We start from the raw sequence: 14,452 nt of genomic DNA on the forward strand, positions 1-14,452 counted from the left end.
CAAAACACGACTACAACTCCAGATTATTATACCCGGCAATGTCATTGTGTCAAGACCAGTGGGTAGCGGACCAAAAAAAGGCCCCCGTTTAAGGGGGCCTTTTTTAGACATGAAAAGCAATTATTGCTTATGCAAGTGGGTTACCTGTGCCTGGCTCTACTGCACCACTCGTCTGGTTGATATCCCAAGTGTAGCTAACGGCGTTAATCATATAACTTGCCACAGCGGCAACGTCAGCGGGAATGGCACCATCATTATCAAACATATAGGCTGCAACCGCTACCTGCACGTTATGCTGCTCAGCGCGGGCGGCTTCAGTCTCACCGGAACCGATGAATCCAAGGATATTCGGTACGGCGACGGCGGCGATGACGCCCAGGATGGCAATGACAACCAAGAGCTCAATCAGGGTAAAGCCCTTCTGGCCTTTGCGGAATTTTTTGAGATTTAAAAACTTCATCTGTTTGTCACCACCTTTCCGTTTATAGTTTTTTCTATTTACTCACCAGATTTCAACTCTGTTTTCTGAGAGTACGAATGATTATAGTTGGACGGGTTGAGTATAGTCAATAGTATTATAGTTTATCCAGAAAACCGTTTTGGAGGAGGACGATGGTACGGTCGTACTAGCTCGCAAACGTGTTTTTCCTCAACACCACCAATCCAGCTACAAATCCTCTTGTTTTTAATAACTTATAACAACTTTGTAATAACTATTAAACACCTGAAGGGAAAACGAAAGAAGTAGTTACAATGATGAACTTTTCAACGATTTGTTGTCATCAAAAACGTGACACGGCGCGGAGGGCGAGTTTTCAGTTATCGGCGGGGGCAGGATTGAGGGCTGATGGCTGAAAGTTGGGCGGCGAAACTACAATTTTTCCCATTCATCGCGGCTAATACCAGCTTCTTTCAAAATGCGTGACAACAATTCCCTGCCAATGTTGGCGCTATGAGGATTCGGGATACTGAGCCGCGTTATCCCCTTGATCATCATCTGGTGCCGAGCTCCGGAAAACGGGCCGTCGAACCCGGCATTCCGCGGCGCGGCGACCAAGTCTTTCCGTGAGATTGGACCGAACGATGGCATCAGGTGGCTTCGGCCGGTATCTTGAGTTCGATGCCGTCAACTACGGGCAACGGCAAATGGCGGGCGATGCTGATCATTACCCAGTCTTCAAGTACTTCCCTTAGCTCCAGCCGACAACCTTCAAGCGTCGGACTGTTGGCCCAGACTCCCTGGAAACCGGAAATGGCACCATAATAGGATTTATCATCAGGCAGTATTTCATATTTAGCGTTTTTCATCGCCGCTTTAAAATAATCGGTTAACATGTTTCCTCCCGGCCATGGATCCTGTTTTCAAGTATAAACCGCCTCAGCCGCCGTGGCAACTTGAGAGGCGGGGAGGGAAGTGTCAAATAGGGGGCGAAGTCACGAGTCACGAGTGGCGGGTTGCGGGGTGGGGGCTGAGAGCTGAAAGCTGATGGCTGATAGCTGGGCGGGGGAATACCCGTTAAACTATTGAAAAAGTGCTCCTTTTAGCATACACTGGCTGTCCGTCTCTCCCTTTGGTAAAGGGAGACTAATAGGGATTTAACGATGCTCCCTTACAACCATAAGCTCCTGGAAATCTCCAGAACCCTCAGAAAACACATGACCGATGCGGAATTGCGCCTCTGGTCAAAGATCAGGATGAAGCAGATCGGATATCAGTTCTACCGGCAGAAACCAATCGGAAATTATATCGCCGATTTCTATTGCCCCAGGGCCCGTTTGGTGGTTGAAGTTGACGGAGGCCATCATTATTCCGGAGATACTGCCTTGCATGACAAGGCGCGGGATGAGTACATGGTACGCCTCGGTCTGACGGTGATAAGGCTTTCCAACGCCGATGTCATGAATAACCTCGATGGCGCAGTTCAGGCAATATGTGAGCACCTGGGGAAAATCCCCCTCAGTCCCCTCCTTCGACAAAGCTCAGGACTGGCTTTCGCGAAAGGGGGAGGGTAAACCCCTACTCCAGCCGGTAAGCCACGTAGATATCCGTCTCCAGCTTGACTCCGTCCTTGTAGTACGGGTGGGTGAAGTAGAGGTTGCCCGCGGCGTCCAGGGAGGCTTCACCGGCGAACTGTGAGATTATCAGCTCCGGCGCCTGCCACTCTCCGCCGGCCATCCGCACCGAGCGGAAGATGGCTGGAGAGCCGAGGTAGGTCCGGGTAAACCACATCTCATTGGCGTCTGCCGTAAGGAAGGGCCAGCCGTCCGTTTCCGGGCTGTTGATGACAGTCACGTTCTGCGGCGGTCCCCAGGCGCCATTCTCATTCCGGCAAACCCAGATGTCGTAGCCGCCCAAGCCGCCCGGCCGGTCCGAGTGATAATAAAGCTCCTGCCCATCCGCCGTGATGTGCAACTCCCCGACCTGGTACGACGGGTCGAAAGCCGCGGAGCGCCAGCCGGTCCATTGGCCGCCGGTGTTCTGCGCGACGAACCACGTCATGCCGGTCATGCCGGTCCTGATGGTGCAGAACCACATGGTGTTCCCCTGCACGAAGGCGCAGCCGTCCATGACCTGGATGCCGGGATCCGCCAACACCACCCGCTCCGGTTTGCTCCACACCCCACTGGTCTGGTGAGAAACGTAGATCCCCGTTACCCCCTGGTCCAGTTGCATGCCGGCGGGGAGGTTGGGATCCGGGGTGAACCAGAGGTAAAGCGTGTTACCGTCCGGCATGATGAAGGCGGAGTCCTCAGCCCCGGCGGTATTAACCGGATAAGGCAGGGGAACCGGAGAAGCGAAGTCCGTGGAATGGAGGAGCGGGGGATAGACGTCGGTCTCCGGGGTTATCTTGACCTGGGAGGCCGGTATCAGGCTCTCAGGATCGGGGGGCGGGGTGGTGAGGGGCGGTGAGGCGGGGGGCGGCGTCCCCGGCGGCGCGCAGCCGCCCGCGGCAATGATGAGGAGAAACGGGAGCAGTATGACATTCTTTTTCATCCGCCGTAACCGTACGTAAGCGTCAGTATAACACAGCAACGTCCTCCCCGCCCCGCCATGCTACCCCAAATTAACTTGTACCCATTGGTAGTATTTGATTATTGGTAGTATTGGTAGTATTCGCCCCCCTCCCCCCTATCCTTTCCACCCCTCCGGCATTATAACCAAATGAACCGTTTTTTGTTTTCCGGAACTTTAGTAATATAGTAGAAAGCGGGTATCCGGTAATCGCGCGCCGGATTTCCATTGACCTGTTAGCCTTGCTATAATACCCGTGCTTGAACCCGTACTTGAAAATCAGGAGGATATACATTGAAATCCAAGTTTAAAGCACTTTTACGCCGCCTGCCGGTGATGCTCTTGGCAGCCCTGGCTTTAACGGCGACAGCGGCACCGGTGAGCGCGGCGGATGGGACCTGGACCGCGGCCGTGGGCGGGTTCCCCCTGGATGTCGTGCCGGTAACCGGGTCCGGTTTTACGCCCGATAATCCTTTCACGATCACCTTCCAGGGCAACCAGGTCGCCACCGGCACGTCCAGCGGCACAGGGACCATCGCAGCCTCTTTCTCGGTACCGCTGGTGCCTCGCGGCAATTATGCCCTGAATATCGTAAGCGCGGGCGATACCGCGGTGCCCAAGAACTTCCAGGTTGTCTCTAAGATCTTCGTTATGCCGACACAGGGTTCAGTAGGTAGTGAAATGTCGGTACAGGGCGTGGGGTTCACCGCGTTCACAGCCGTCACCATTCATTTTGACAGCCTGACCAACCCCGTCCTGTCCCAGGCCACCACCAACGCGAACGGCACCTTTACCACAAACGTTTTCGCCACTCCTTCGACAACTGCTGGTAACCATGTTGTTTACGCCAAGGAAACGGCGAGCGGATTATTCTCCAACACCAACTTCATTGTGAATGCCGGAATCGCCTTATCGGTAGCCGAAGGCCATGTCGGTGATATCGTCACCGTCACCGGCGGCGGCTTTACCGCGGGCGGGTCTGTCCAGCTTTACTTCGACACCGTTGACGCGGCTAACCTGATTAAGGCGGTGACCGCCAACGCCGCGTCCTCCACAACTCCCGGCTCCATTTCCACGACCATCACTATTCCCGCCACCGCCAGGGGCAACCACACGATCATCGCCCGTGACGTGACATCCACACTGGTGACCCCGGGCAAGGTATTCGCCGTCACACCCAAAATCATTATCAATCCCGCGACCGGCGCCGTCGGTTCTCAGGTGACCGTTACCGGTGCCGGCTTCAGCGCCAACACCAGCGTCAGTTTCGAATGGGACGGCAGCGCCATCTCCGGCGTGGCCGCCGTAACCAGCAATGCCACCGGCGGCTTCACTAAAACGTTTACCATCCCGAACGCCACTTCCGGCGAACATACCATCACCGCCCGCGACGCCATCGGCCCGGCTGAAGAGGTTTATTCGGTCGCAGCTAAGATTACCCTGTCGCCTGATTCCGGCACCGCCGGCAGTACGGTCAACGTCCAGGGCAACGGCTTCATGACCACCGGCACCGTCAACATCACCTACGACAACGTGGTTATGGCCACCGCCACCCTGACCAACGGCACGTTCAGCGCCTCCTTCACCGTGCCGGGCGGCATGTCCGGCACTCACACCGTCCGGGCGACCGACAGCCAGAACAATACCGCGGTGGCCGCGTTCACCGCTACCCTGAGCGCGACTCTCGACCCGATCACCACCGAGGCCGCACCGGGACATGTCAGCCAGGATCTGACTATCACCGGTACGGGGTTCCTGCCTAATTCAGCTATTACCGTTAAGTTCGGCGACAACAATATCGCCTCCGCCACCTCCAACGCCACCGGCGCGTTCACCACCGCCTTCAAGGCGCCCGCCGTGGCCGCCGGCACCTATGTCATAACCGTCACCGACGGCACCAACACCCGCACCTTCAACTTCTTTATGGAGGCCGTGGCTCCGGCCGCGCCAGAGCTGGTCATCTTCACCGAGGAGAACAAGGCCAAGCAGCCCATCACCTTCGAGTGGAACGACATCACCGACGACTCCGGGGTAGTCTATACCCTGCAGATTGGCACCGACTCCACCTTCAACGCCCTGGTGCTGCAGAAAGAAGGCCTGACCGCCTCCTCCTATACCATGACCGAGGAAGAAAAACTGGAGACGGTGTCCAAGGACGCGCCCTACTACTGGCGTGTCATCGCCACCGACGGCGCCGGCAACATCAGCGCCCCCTCTACCGCTAACTCGTTCACCGTCGGCTTCTCCTTCGCCGATGTCCCGGTCTGGGCCTGGGCGGTCGGCGGTGTCTTCCTGGTGATCATCATCGGCGGCCTGGCATACGTCATCTACCGCCGCAGCGCCAGCTACTAGGTTTTATTCACGCGATAGCAAGAGCCCCCTCTCACGAGGGGGCTCTTTTTTTGTCATCCGCCACCCCACACCCAAAATTACGTGTTTCTACTAATAGCCAAGCCGTCTAAAACCATATATTGTTATAGATGGAACGCGACGCGCGGTTCGGGAATCAACATATACAGGAGCTTTAACTTTGGCTGAAGAATTCGAGGAAGACCGTTTCCGGGGCACGACACCCGTGGCCTACTCCACCAACTGGCGTAAACCGGACCTGGGCCGCACCTTCGTCTGGGCCTGGACGCAATGGTACGAGCGACTTGAGGGACCGACCGGAGCCGTGGCTTTCACGCCGGTGGCGGATTGGGAGGACGAACTGCGGCGATGGCTGAAACAGCAAAGCCCCGACACCGAACTCACAGACATCAGCCAGAGTGAATTCGGCATCCGGGTATTGGAAGAGTTCCTTGACCAGACACCGCTATATCCGGAGGCACCGGAACTGGCTGACGAGAACCCCTTCTCCGAACAGGGGCCGGGGGAGGACCTGGAGCACTACTAAGGGCGGTCCCGACTGAAAAAACTACCTTTTGAAACATACCCGCGGCATCCGTAATACCGCGGGTCTCTTCCGCGTCGCTTCACCGGATTTTCTGGTGTCCCACCTCAATTTTCCACCCTGTCCCAAAGCTAAACGTGACAAATATCACTTACCTTCAAAGCATTAAGCTTTATAATGGACGGAGCTGCGGCCGGCGTATAATTTGTACCTTACGATTGATCCGCGGCTAAAGGAGAAAAACCAGATATTGAAAAAACACATACTTCTGACATCTATCATCGTCGTTTGTGTTTCATGGATGGGAATGGCGGCAGCTGTCGTCGCGGCTACCCCGGATGCGGTGAACCCGGGACAGTACGTGATCACCACCAAGGCAGCTTCCGAAGAGCCCGGCCTGGCGCCGGAACCTGATAACGGCCCGCTCTTCCCGGTTTCACCTTCAACGCCTGTGCCAACGGTACCCGCGACGGTGACTGATCCGACACCCACTCCGGCCCCGACACCGGCACCGACTCTACCTCCGACGCTGACGCCAACTCCGACGCCGACTCCAGCGCCAACGCCGCCTCCAACGGTGACACCAACTCCGACGCCGACGCCACCTCCAACACTGGCGCCGACTCCGGAACCGACGGTAACTCCTCCCCCGCCTCCTCCGCCCACAACTTCGGAACCCCTGTTGCCGCCGCAGCCCACCGGTAAAGCCCATCTGAGTCTGCCGGAGTATCAGCCATTCTGCTCTGTGTGCCACTAAAAACTGAATATCGGAAAAAGAATAGTAAGAAGGCCGGTTTTCACCGGCCTTCTTCCGTTTGTGTCCGATCCGTTGTTGGCGCCGAGCTTCCCTCGTTCCCACGGGATATCCAAATCAGTATATTGGCATTATCCGTCCCCACCCCTTAAAATAGACCCGTGAACATCCCCCGTCTACTCTATCAGCTCCAGGAAATCGACCTCGCCATCGAGGCCGCGCAGGCGGGCATCGCCGCCGTGAAGGCGGACCTGGCCGCCGATCCGCTGGCTGCCGAACGCCGCGCCATCGCCGGGTTGAAAGCCAAACTCGACACCCTGCGCCACGAACTGCGGGAAACCTCGGCGGAAGCCGACGACTTTTCCGTGCGCATCATGAACCATGAGGAACAGCTTTACAGCGGCCGGGTCACGAGCCCCAAGGAACTGACCGCTCTGCAGAAAGACATAGATCTGCTCAAAGGCCACCGCGCTCCCTACGAGGAAAAGGCGCTGGAACTGATGGACGCCATCGAAACCACGGAAAACGCCATCGATACCGCCGAGATAACCCTGCAGCGGCACAAGGAAGCCCTGGAGACCAACCGGCAGAAACTGGAAAAACAGCTTAAGAAACTCGGCGACGAACTGGCCGGACTGGAATCCCGCCGTGCCGCGCTCCTGGCCGAGATACCGCCGTCAGCCGTTACCGAGTACGAATGGATCAAAAAACAGCGGGGGTGCGCCGTGGCTAAGGTGGAGCAGTCCATCTGCCGCGGCTGCGGCATCGCCGTGACCACCGCCTGGATGCACCGCGCCCGCTCCGGCGAGCCGGTCCACTGCCCTTCCTGCAACCGTATCTTATATCTGGAGTAAAGCATTTTGACTCACCTTATCGCCAACACCGATGGCGCCTGCCGCGGCAACCCCGGCGCCTCCGCCCTGGGCGTCCTGCTCAGGACCCCCACCGGGCAGGTGGTAAAGGAGATATGCCGCCCCCTGGGCAGCATGACCAACAACCAGGCGGAGTACCACGCCGTCATCTGCGCACTGGAAGAAGCTTTGAAACTGGGCGCCACGGAACTGTCCCTCAACGCCGACTCCGAACTGGTCGTCAAGCAGCTCAACGGCCAGTACCGGGTCAAGAACCCCGGCCTGGCGCCCCTCTATGCCAGAGTAAAAGCCCTGGAACCCAAATTCAAAAGCGTAAAATACCGCTACGTCCCCCGCGAGCGCAACCGCGAAGCCGACGCGCTGGCGAATAAAGCACTCGACGACCTGAAGGGCTAACCCTCACACTCGTCCCCCGCCCCCCTATCGGTAATATTGGATTATTTGACTATTGGTATTATTGGTAGTATTCGTCCATCCTTCCCCCCTTGACTATTACGCTGCGTCATAGTCTATACTCCTTATATCGATCGATGAAAAACGAAAAAAGGAGGATGACCTTGACCCAACCCGCCACCTACGCCACCGGTGAACTGGCCCGCTTGTCCGGGGTGAGCGCGCGCACGCTCCAGTATTACGACAAGATCGGCCTGCTCAAGCCAGAGTCCTATTCCGGCGCCGGCTACCGCCGCTACGACGAGGCCGCGGCGCTTCGGTTACAGCAGATCCTGTTCTACCGGGAACTGGGGCTGGAGCTGTCGGCGATAAAGGCGATCATGGACAAACCAAACTTCGACATGCTGGCGGCGCTTCAGTCCCACCGCGAGCTGCTGGAGATGAAGTCCGAACGCCTCGGCGAACTGCTGGCGACTGTGGACAAGACCATCCGCAAACTGAAAGGAGAAAAAGACATGGATATCAAGGAATACTACAAAGGCTTCAGCGATGAAGAGATAGACAGCATGCGCAAGGAAGCCCGGGAGAAGTACGGCGAAAAAACGGTGGCCGACTCCGAGGCTAAGGTTATGGCCATGGGCAAGGATAAGATGGATGCCGTCCAGGCGGAGTTCGACACCATCTACCGGAAGATCGCCGCGGATATGGGCAAGGGGCCGGAAAGCCCGGAGGCCCAGTCAGGCATAGCCCGCTGGCGGGAGTTGATGGAGAACTTCCACCACTACACCGACGAGATGATCCTCGGCCTGGGCCGGATGTATTCAGAAGACAACCGCTTCGCCGCCTTCTACCGCAAGTACCACCCGGACATGGCGGAGTTCATGACCAGAGCCATCGAATACTACGTCGCCAGCCGTCAGAAATAGTATAAGTGGTGGGGCAATTGATGGTTGCCCCACCCTCCAAAATCAATCACGAATGAACATCTGAACCAATACCATGAGCAGAAAGCCCACACCCAGGCCGATAAACATCCCGGCCACCAATTCGTCCACCGCAAAACCGATGCCCATGCCGATGAAAAGTCCGGCCGGGATGAGAACACCGCTGGCGCTCTTTCGTTTACCCTGCTGTTCCGACATCTGTTCCTCCTGATATATATCCATTGTCCGGCTATGCCGTATTTTTCCCCATGATCTCCCGCGCCGCCACGACCCCGCACGCGCTCGCCTGTATCAATCCCCGCGATAACCCCGCCCCGTCACCGATGGCGAACAGCCCCGGCACTTCCGTCTCGAAACCGGCGGTCAGCTTGGGGCGGGATGAGTAGAACTTCACCTCGACGCCGTAGAGCAGCGTGTGATCGGAGGCCACGCCGGGGGACAGCTTGTCCATGGCATCGAGCATTTCGATGAGCCCGGTCAGGTGGCGGTATGGCAGCACGAAGGACAGGTCGCCGGGGGTGGCCTCGGCCAGGGTGGGTCGCACCAGGCCGCGGGCGATGCGGTCCGGAGTCGAGCGGCGGCCTTTCTTTAGATCGCCCAGGCGCTGCACCAGCACGCCGCCGGAGAGGATGTTGGCTAGCCGGGCGATATATTTGCCGTAGGCGATGGGCTCTTTGAACGGCTCGGTGAACTGGGTGCTGACCAGCAGGGCAAAGTTGGTGTTGGGGCTGTCGTGGGAGGCGTAACTCTGGCCGTTGACCGTGATCACCGGGTCATCGCCGCCGGTGGTCTCCCGCACCACTGTGCCCTGCGGACACATGCAGAAAGTGCGGATACGGTCGTCGAAGGCGCGGGACAGGAATTCCAGCTTGGCTTCGTAGAGGACGCTGGTCAGGTTATCTAGGACGGCGTTGGGCAGTTCGACCCGCACGCCCACGTCCACCGGATTGGTGGCCAAAGACAGACCGAGCGCCCGCGACTGCTGCATCAGCCAGTCGGCGCCCTCGCGCCCCGGCGCGGCGATGACATACTTGGCTTCGATCATCTCGCCGTCATCCAGTTCGACGCCAGTGAGTCTGCCGTCATCGACAATTATACGACGAGCGGCGGTATTGGTTCTGATCTCAACGCGGTTGGTGAGGTGGTCGCGTATCGCCCGCAGCACCGCCGGGCAGCGTTCGGTGCCCAGGTGGCGCACCGGCAGCGGCACCAGCCGCAGACCGGCCAGAGAAGCGCGCCGTTCGATATTCGCTACACCCTCCCCCATGCCATAGATCTCATCCGGAGCGCCGAAATCCAGCCACAGCTTATCGACGTAGCGGATGAGTTCTTCCGCCGCCGCCTCGCCGAGATATTCGGCCAGGTGCCCGCCGGCCTTGGAAGAAAGAGTCAGTTTGCCGTCGGAGAAAGCGCCGGCGCCGCCCAGCCCGGAGACGATGTTCGTCCGCTCGTCGATGTCCCGGCCTTTCTCCAGCAGGAGCACCTTGAGGGAATTCTTCTCAGCAAGCTCCAGCGCGGCGAAAAGCCCCGCCGGACCCCCGCCGATGATGACGACATCGTATTTACTCATAACTCGATTGTAGGCGTGGGGAGGGCGGGCGTCAAGAGATCAGGGGATTCGACGATCAGAGGAGCAGCGCGATTCCGATCCCCGCCACGATCAAAGCGAAAACCCAGAAGAAGATGACCGTCCCTTTCTCACCGAGGAGCTTCACGAAGGCCTGTATCTTACCCATGCGCCAGATCGGGCCGGGTTTGAATACCGTCAGCGCAAAAACGAGGACGGCATAAACAATCAACCCGATACCCCAGTAATCAGAGGCTTCCATTAAACCCTCCTACCATCGGTCAAATAACCAATAACCAAGATACAAATTACAAACAGGTTTGGTCATTCTATCTTGTCTCTTGTATCTTGATTTCTAACCATTGAGTCGCAAAGCCTGCGTCGACAATCTCCTCACCACCGACGCCACCGCCAGCCCCCCCAACCCCACCAACCCCACCAGAATACCGATGTAAAGGGCTACATCGCCGAACGTGGCTCCGGAAATGGTCAGATCGACAACCGGGCGCACCATGTAATAGGTGGGGAAGATGTAGCCTACCCAGGCCGGTATGCCCGGGAACATGAAAACGATGGCAGGGGCGAAGAGCAGGATGCCGCCGCCCTTCATGACGGCGAAGAGGCTGTTCATATCTCCCACCCAGGCCCCCGCCAGCAGGCCGATCTCCGTGGCCATGATGGCGCCCAGGAAAAGCACCAGCACTACCAGCGGCACCGGGCCGCTCATGGCACCGGCCAGGGTGAGACTCAGGATGCCCATGATGGTGGCCAGCGTTACGGCGATGAAGCCTTTGGACAGGAAGATATCACCCAGGGTGGCCGGAGTGACGTAGAGGGCTTCCAGGGTGCGGTGTTGCTTCTCATGGATGAGCGCCGATGACGGCACCATCAAACCTCCGATGAAGACGCCGTACAGCACCACCAGCGGCAGCAGCCGGTCGCTCCAGGGGAGTCCGGCCTCGTCGCCCAGGGCCACGGTGTCGATATTCACCGGCACGACGGCGCCGGTGGCGGTGCGCACCGCGTCGGCCAGGGCGATGGGGATGACCGCCCGGTTCTTGGCCTGGCTCTCACCCCAGACATAGGCCTTCAACCTGACCGTGCCGCTGTCGAGGGTGGCGTCGAAATCCGCCGGCAGCACCAGGCCCATGTCGATGGAGCCGTCGGCGGCGTCGGCGCGGAGGGCGGCTTCGGAGTCGTAACTCCTGAAGCTCAGGCTTTCGGCCGACTCAAGGAGCCCGGCCACTTGGGAATTGCCTTCATCATAAACCCCCAGCTTGGCGCGATCGGTAAAGATATTGCCGAAGGCCAGGTTGACGAACAGGGCGATCATGATGGGCATGACCACCGAGATGACCAGCATCACGTCCTTGGGCCCGTGCAGGACCTCGTTCTTGACCAGCGTGCCTACCCGGTTCAGTTTCATTGGAAACGCCTCCTCAGCGCCAGGAGTCCTCCGCCCAGGAGCACGGCGGTCAGTCCGGCCATGATAACCAGGTTGCCATAGACGTCGCTCCAGCCGGCGCCGTAATTGACCACCCGGTTGATGGTGTCGATAAGGTAATAGGACGGGATGACTTTTGCCCAGCCGGCCAGCAGCCCAGGTATGACGACGCCGAAACCGGGAATAGCGAAGACAATCAGGATCACCATCCCCCAGCCAGTGACGGAGTTGGTATCGCGGGTCACCGAGGCCAGCAGGAAACCCACACCGACGACGAAGAAACTGGCGATCAGCAGCGTCGCCAGGATGAGCAGCGGTTCACGGGCGAAGCCGCCGACCAGGGTCATGAATAAGAGCGCCTGGAACAGGGCCAGCCCGACGCCGATGATGCCTTTGGCGGCAAATAGGTCGGAAGTGCGCATCGGGGTAACCAGGAGCGCCCGTGCGGTACCCTGCTCTATCTCCACGGCGATGAGAGAGGCCAGCGTCATGACCTCCATCAGCAGTAAAAGGATGGCCAGCATCGGCCGCATGCGGTCCCGAAGGGCTATCTGGGCGCCCAGCAGATCCGGCCCGAGGACTTCCTCGGTGGTGTCGAAGGCGAGTACCTGGCCGGTCTGGATATAGGACAGTTCCCTGACCAGTGTCACGATGGCATCGGCGATCTCCGGCGGGGCCGTCGAGGCGTAATAGACGGTGATATCCGGTTTGCCCCCCGCCGCCCAGATATCCATGACCTCCGGCGGTAAGGCTACGGCCACCTCGAAATCGCCATCGAGGACTGCTGTCCTGAGCTCTTCCTCGGTATCGAAGAAAGTAACCTCGGCGCCCTCGGCGGCCAGTTGCTCAAAAGCCGGCGGCACCACCGGGGCGTAGAGCGCCAGGGAGAACTTTTCATCCAGCCGCGCCGGCAGGATGAAATACGTGGCGATGTAAAAGACCAGGCCGAGGACGGTGATCAGCAGATAGAAACGGTTGCCGGTGAACAGCGCGAAGTCCTTTTTAAGCAACGCCGCGATGGTGCGGGTGTTCATTCGGAGAGCCTCCGGCCGGTGATCTGGATGAAGATATCCTCCAGCGTGGCCTCTTCCGAATGCATGGTCACCACCTTGCCGGAGCCGAACATATCCTGGATGGCGTCCACGGTATCTTCGGTATCGAGGGCGATCTCACGCCGGTTCAGATGCCCGTCGGGAGAGGCGATCTCAGCGATGAGGGAGCGCTTGCCGTATTGCTGCTTTAGCGAGTGCGGCGTGTCCAGCGCGGCTATCCTGCCGCTCTCCATGAAGGCCACCCGGTCGCACAGTTTGTCGGCTTCCCACATGTCATGAGTGGTCAGGAACACCGTGGCGCCGCGGTCCCGTTCCTCTTTGATGATATGGCGGATGGCTTCGGCGGAAACGGGGTCCAGGCCGCTGGTCGGCTCGTCCATAAAAAGTATCTCCGGCCGGTTGACCATGGACCGGGCTATCATCAGGCGCTGCTTCATACCCTTGGAGTAACCGGAGACCTTGTCCTTCTCCCGCCCGGAGAGTCCCACCCTTTTCAGCAGTGCGAAACCGTCGAAGTCTTTAACGCCAAAAAGCTCGGCGAACAGGGAGAGGTTATCCACGGCGCTCATCTGCTCGTAGAGGTTGGTTTGCTCGAAACAGACACCGATGCGGGACTGCACCTCCATCGTCTGCCGGGCCACGTCGTAACCCAGCAGCGTCGCCCGGCCGTCCTTGGGCAGAAGCTGGCCGGTGAGCATTTTCACCGTCGTCGTCTTGCCGGCGCCATTGGGGCCCAGAAAACCCAGTATTTCACCCTGGCCTACATCGAAATTGATATGATCGACAGCCAGCAGGTTGCCGTAGCTGTAAGTCAGGTTCTCTACGACGATGGATTTGGTCGCGATGCTCATTTTCACTCCTTCGTTCCGAAAAGGTCGATTTCCTTTTTGAAAAAGCCGTAGAATACCAAGTTGGTCAATTTCTCGATCAGGTCCATGTTGTTTTTCCAGTCCTTGAGTAGTTCGGCCTTGGCGGCGAAACCGGACCTTATGACGTCCATGTAGATGAAGAAAGACTCCTCGTCCAGCACCGGGTCGATGAAGCCCTCACGTTTGCCCTGGTCGAGCATCTCCCGCCAAAGATATCTGACCTCGTTCTGGAAAAGCTCTTCCAGATATGGGGCGATGCTCCTGTCCTGGCTCATCAGCTTGCCGACGACTTCGTCATTGGCTTTGCGGGCGATCTCCAATTTGCCGGTAATCATCCCCTTCATCTTGGTGGGGAAGGGTTTATCGGAACGTAAAATGGCGCGAGAGCGCTCCAGGATATCGTTGATAAGATCCCGAGACGCCTCTATCACCAACGCGTCGCGGGTCCCGAACTGATTGTAGATGGTGGTGGGTGAAACACGGGCTGAGGCGGCGATATTCTCGATGGAGACCTTGCGAACATCGTCGGCATGGCGGAAAAGCTCCACGGTGGTCTCGATGATGAGTTCTCTCTTGGGGCGGCGCCCGGCGGCACTTCGTCTTCTTTCGATAATGTTCATCTTCAACACTCCCCCTCAGAAGATAATTGCC

Annotated in this window: 18 protein-coding genes; 7 read left to right on the top strand and 11 right to left on the bottom strand. The window is 58.3% G+C overall.

Features of this window, described 5'->3' with window-relative positions:
- Positions 1-127: 127 nt before the first annotated feature.
- The 3 genes from ABFB09_RS01040 to ABFB09_RS01050 all read right to left on the bottom strand — a co-directional run bounded on the left by ABFB09_RS01040 (position 128) and on the right by ABFB09_RS01050 (position 1,335).
- Positions 128-460: a type II secretion system protein gene (locus ABFB09_RS01040; RefSeq protein WP_346999247.1), complete on the bottom strand. Its 333-nt coding sequence runs from the start codon at positions 458-460 to the stop codon at positions 128-130.
- Positions 461-871: 411 nt separating this feature from the next.
- The gene (locus ABFB09_RS01045; protein WP_346999249.1) at positions 872-1,090 is read right to left on the bottom strand and encodes a type II toxin-antitoxin system HicA family toxin; all 219 of its coding nucleotides are present in this window, start codon (positions 1,088-1,090) and stop codon (positions 872-874) included.
- Positions 1,090-1,335, bottom strand: coding sequence for a type II toxin-antitoxin system HicB family antitoxin (locus tag ABFB09_RS01050; RefSeq protein ID WP_346999251.1), 246 nt, complete (start codon positions 1,333-1,335; stop codon positions 1,090-1,092). The genes ABFB09_RS01045 and ABFB09_RS01050 overlap by 1 nt, the downstream gene beginning before the upstream one ends.
- 267 nt (positions 1,336-1,602) lie before the next feature.
- Here ABFB09_RS01050 and ABFB09_RS01055 point away from each other — a divergent pair, with 267 nt between their 5' ends.
- The gene (locus tag ABFB09_RS01055) at positions 1,603-2,013 is read left to right on the top strand and encodes an endonuclease domain-containing protein (RefSeq protein ID WP_346999253.1); all 411 of its coding nucleotides are present in this window, start codon (positions 1,603-1,605) and stop codon (positions 2,011-2,013) included.
- 4 nt (positions 2,014-2,017) lie between these two features.
- Here the strand turns inward: ABFB09_RS01055 and ABFB09_RS01060 are convergent, their stop codons facing one another.
- Positions 2,018-2,995, bottom strand: a complete 978-nt coding sequence (locus tag ABFB09_RS01060) for a hypothetical protein (protein ID WP_346999255.1) — start codon at positions 2,993-2,995, stop codon at positions 2,018-2,020.
- Positions 2,996-3,307: 312 nt separating this feature from the next.
- Between ABFB09_RS01060 and ABFB09_RS01065 the strand changes: the two genes are divergently transcribed.
- The 6 genes from ABFB09_RS01065 (at position 3,308) to ABFB09_RS01090 (ending at position 8,851) form a co-directional block, all read left to right on the top strand.
- A complete protein-coding gene (locus tag ABFB09_RS01065; RefSeq protein ID WP_346999257.1) occupies positions 3,308-5,365 on the top strand; it encodes a hypothetical protein in 2,058 nt (685 codons plus the stop codon).
- Positions 5,366-5,543: 178 nt separating this feature from the next.
- On the top strand, positions 5,544-5,909 hold the full coding sequence (locus ABFB09_RS01070) for a hypothetical protein (RefSeq protein WP_346999259.1): 366 nt from the start codon (positions 5,544-5,546) through the stop codon (positions 5,907-5,909).
- A 247-nt stretch (positions 5,910-6,156) separates the two neighbouring features.
- Positions 6,157-6,663: a hypothetical protein gene (locus ABFB09_RS01075; RefSeq protein WP_346999261.1), complete on the top strand. Its 507-nt coding sequence runs from the start codon at positions 6,157-6,159 to the stop codon at positions 6,661-6,663.
- 158 nt (positions 6,664-6,821) lie between these two features.
- Positions 6,822-7,514 (top strand): hypothetical protein, encoded by a 693-nt coding sequence (locus ABFB09_RS01080; protein ID WP_346999262.1) that lies wholly within the window; start codon positions 6,822-6,824, stop codon positions 7,512-7,514.
- 6 nt (positions 7,515-7,520) lie between these two features.
- Entirely contained in the window at positions 7,521-7,928 is a 408-nt protein-coding gene (locus ABFB09_RS01085; RefSeq protein ID WP_346999263.1) for a ribonuclease HI family protein, read from the top strand.
- 161 nt (positions 7,929-8,089) lie between these two features.
- Entirely contained in the window at positions 8,090-8,851 is a 762-nt protein-coding gene (locus tag ABFB09_RS01090; protein WP_346999264.1) for a MerR family transcriptional regulator, read from the top strand.
- A gap of 42 nt (positions 8,852-8,893) precedes the next feature.
- Here the strand turns inward: ABFB09_RS01090 and ABFB09_RS01095 are convergent, their stop codons facing one another.
- The 7 genes from ABFB09_RS01095 to ABFB09_RS01125 form a co-directional block, all read right to left on the bottom strand.
- Positions 8,894-9,067 carry a hypothetical protein gene (locus ABFB09_RS01095; RefSeq protein WP_346999265.1) on the bottom strand — a complete coding sequence of 58 codons (174 nt, stop codon included), beginning with the start codon at positions 9,065-9,067 and terminating at the stop codon, positions 8,894-8,896.
- 31 nt (positions 9,068-9,098) lie between these two features.
- Complete coding sequence (locus tag ABFB09_RS01100; RefSeq protein ID WP_346999266.1) at positions 9,099-10,439, bottom strand: FAD-dependent oxidoreductase; 1,341 nt, start codon at positions 10,437-10,439, stop codon at positions 9,099-9,101.
- A gap of 55 nt (positions 10,440-10,494) precedes the next feature.
- Positions 10,495-10,698 carry a hypothetical protein gene (locus ABFB09_RS01105; protein ID WP_346999268.1) on the bottom strand — a complete coding sequence of 68 codons (204 nt, stop codon included), beginning with the start codon at positions 10,696-10,698 and terminating at the stop codon, positions 10,495-10,497.
- A gap of 93 nt (positions 10,699-10,791) precedes the next feature.
- Positions 10,792-11,862 (bottom strand): ABC transporter permease, encoded by a 1,071-nt coding sequence (locus ABFB09_RS01110; protein WP_346999269.1) that lies wholly within the window; start codon positions 11,860-11,862, stop codon positions 10,792-10,794.
- On the bottom strand, positions 11,859-12,914 hold the full coding sequence (locus ABFB09_RS01115; protein ID WP_346999270.1) for an ABC transporter permease: 1,056 nt from the start codon (positions 12,912-12,914) through the stop codon (positions 11,859-11,861). The genes ABFB09_RS01110 and ABFB09_RS01115 overlap by 4 nt, the downstream gene beginning before the upstream one ends.
- Entirely contained in the window at positions 12,911-13,783 is an 873-nt protein-coding gene (locus ABFB09_RS01120) for an ABC transporter ATP-binding protein (RefSeq protein ID WP_346999271.1), read from the bottom strand. Before ABFB09_RS01120 ends, ABFB09_RS01115 begins: the two co-directional genes overlap by 4 nt.
- A 2-nt stretch (positions 13,784-13,785) precedes the next feature.
- Entirely contained in the window at positions 13,786-14,421 is a 636-nt protein-coding gene (locus ABFB09_RS01125) for a TetR/AcrR family transcriptional regulator (protein WP_346999273.1), read from the bottom strand.
- Positions 14,422-14,452 lie beyond the last annotated feature (31 nt).

Origin of the sequence: Dehalogenimonas sp. THU2 (assembly GCF_039749495.1) — a bacterium.
Lineage (GTDB): Bacteria > Chloroflexota > Dehalococcoidia > Dehalococcoidales > Dehalococcoidaceae > Dehalogenimonas.

Excerpts from the sequence above, each read along its gene's own strand:
- ABFB09_RS01040 (WP_346999247.1), bottom strand. The coding sequence starts at position 460 with ATGAAGTTTTTAAATCTCAAAAAATTCCGCAAAGGCCAGAAGGGCTTT.
- ABFB09_RS01045 (WP_346999249.1), bottom strand. The coding sequence starts at position 1,090 with ATGCCATCGTTCGGTCCAATCTCACGGAAAGACTTGGTCGCCGCGCCG.
- ABFB09_RS01050 (WP_346999251.1), bottom strand. The coding sequence starts at position 1,335 with ATGTTAACCGATTATTTTAAAGCGGCGATGAAAAACGCTAAATATGAA.
- ABFB09_RS01055 (WP_346999253.1), top strand. The coding sequence starts at position 1,603 with ATGCTCCCTTACAACCATAAGCTCCTGGAAATCTCCAGAACCCTCAGA.
- ABFB09_RS01060 (WP_346999255.1), bottom strand. The coding sequence starts at position 2,995 with ATGAAAAAGAATGTCATACTGCTCCCGTTTCTCCTCATCATTGCCGCG.
- ABFB09_RS01095 (WP_346999265.1), bottom strand. The coding sequence starts at position 9,067 with ATGTCGGAACAGCAGGGTAAACGAAAGAGCGCCAGCGGTGTTCTCATC.
- ABFB09_RS01100 (WP_346999266.1), bottom strand. The coding sequence starts at position 10,439 with ATGAGTAAATACGATGTCGTCATCATCGGCGGGGGTCCGGCGGGGCTT.
- ABFB09_RS01105 (WP_346999268.1), bottom strand. The coding sequence starts at position 10,698 with ATGGAAGCCTCTGATTACTGGGGTATCGGGTTGATTGTTTATGCCGTC.
- ABFB09_RS01110 (WP_346999269.1), bottom strand. The coding sequence starts at position 11,862 with ATGAAACTGAACCGGGTAGGCACGCTGGTCAAGAACGAGGTCCTGCAC.
- ABFB09_RS01115 (WP_346999270.1), bottom strand. The coding sequence starts at position 12,914 with ATGAACACCCGCACCATCGCGGCGTTGCTTAAAAAGGACTTCGCGCTG.
- ABFB09_RS01120 (WP_346999271.1), bottom strand. The coding sequence starts at position 13,783 with ATGAGCATCGCGACCAAATCCATCGTCGTAGAGAACCTGACTTACAGC.
- ABFB09_RS01125 (WP_346999273.1), bottom strand. The coding sequence starts at position 14,421 with ATGAACATTATCGAAAGAAGACGAAGTGCCGCCGGGCGCCGCCCCAAG.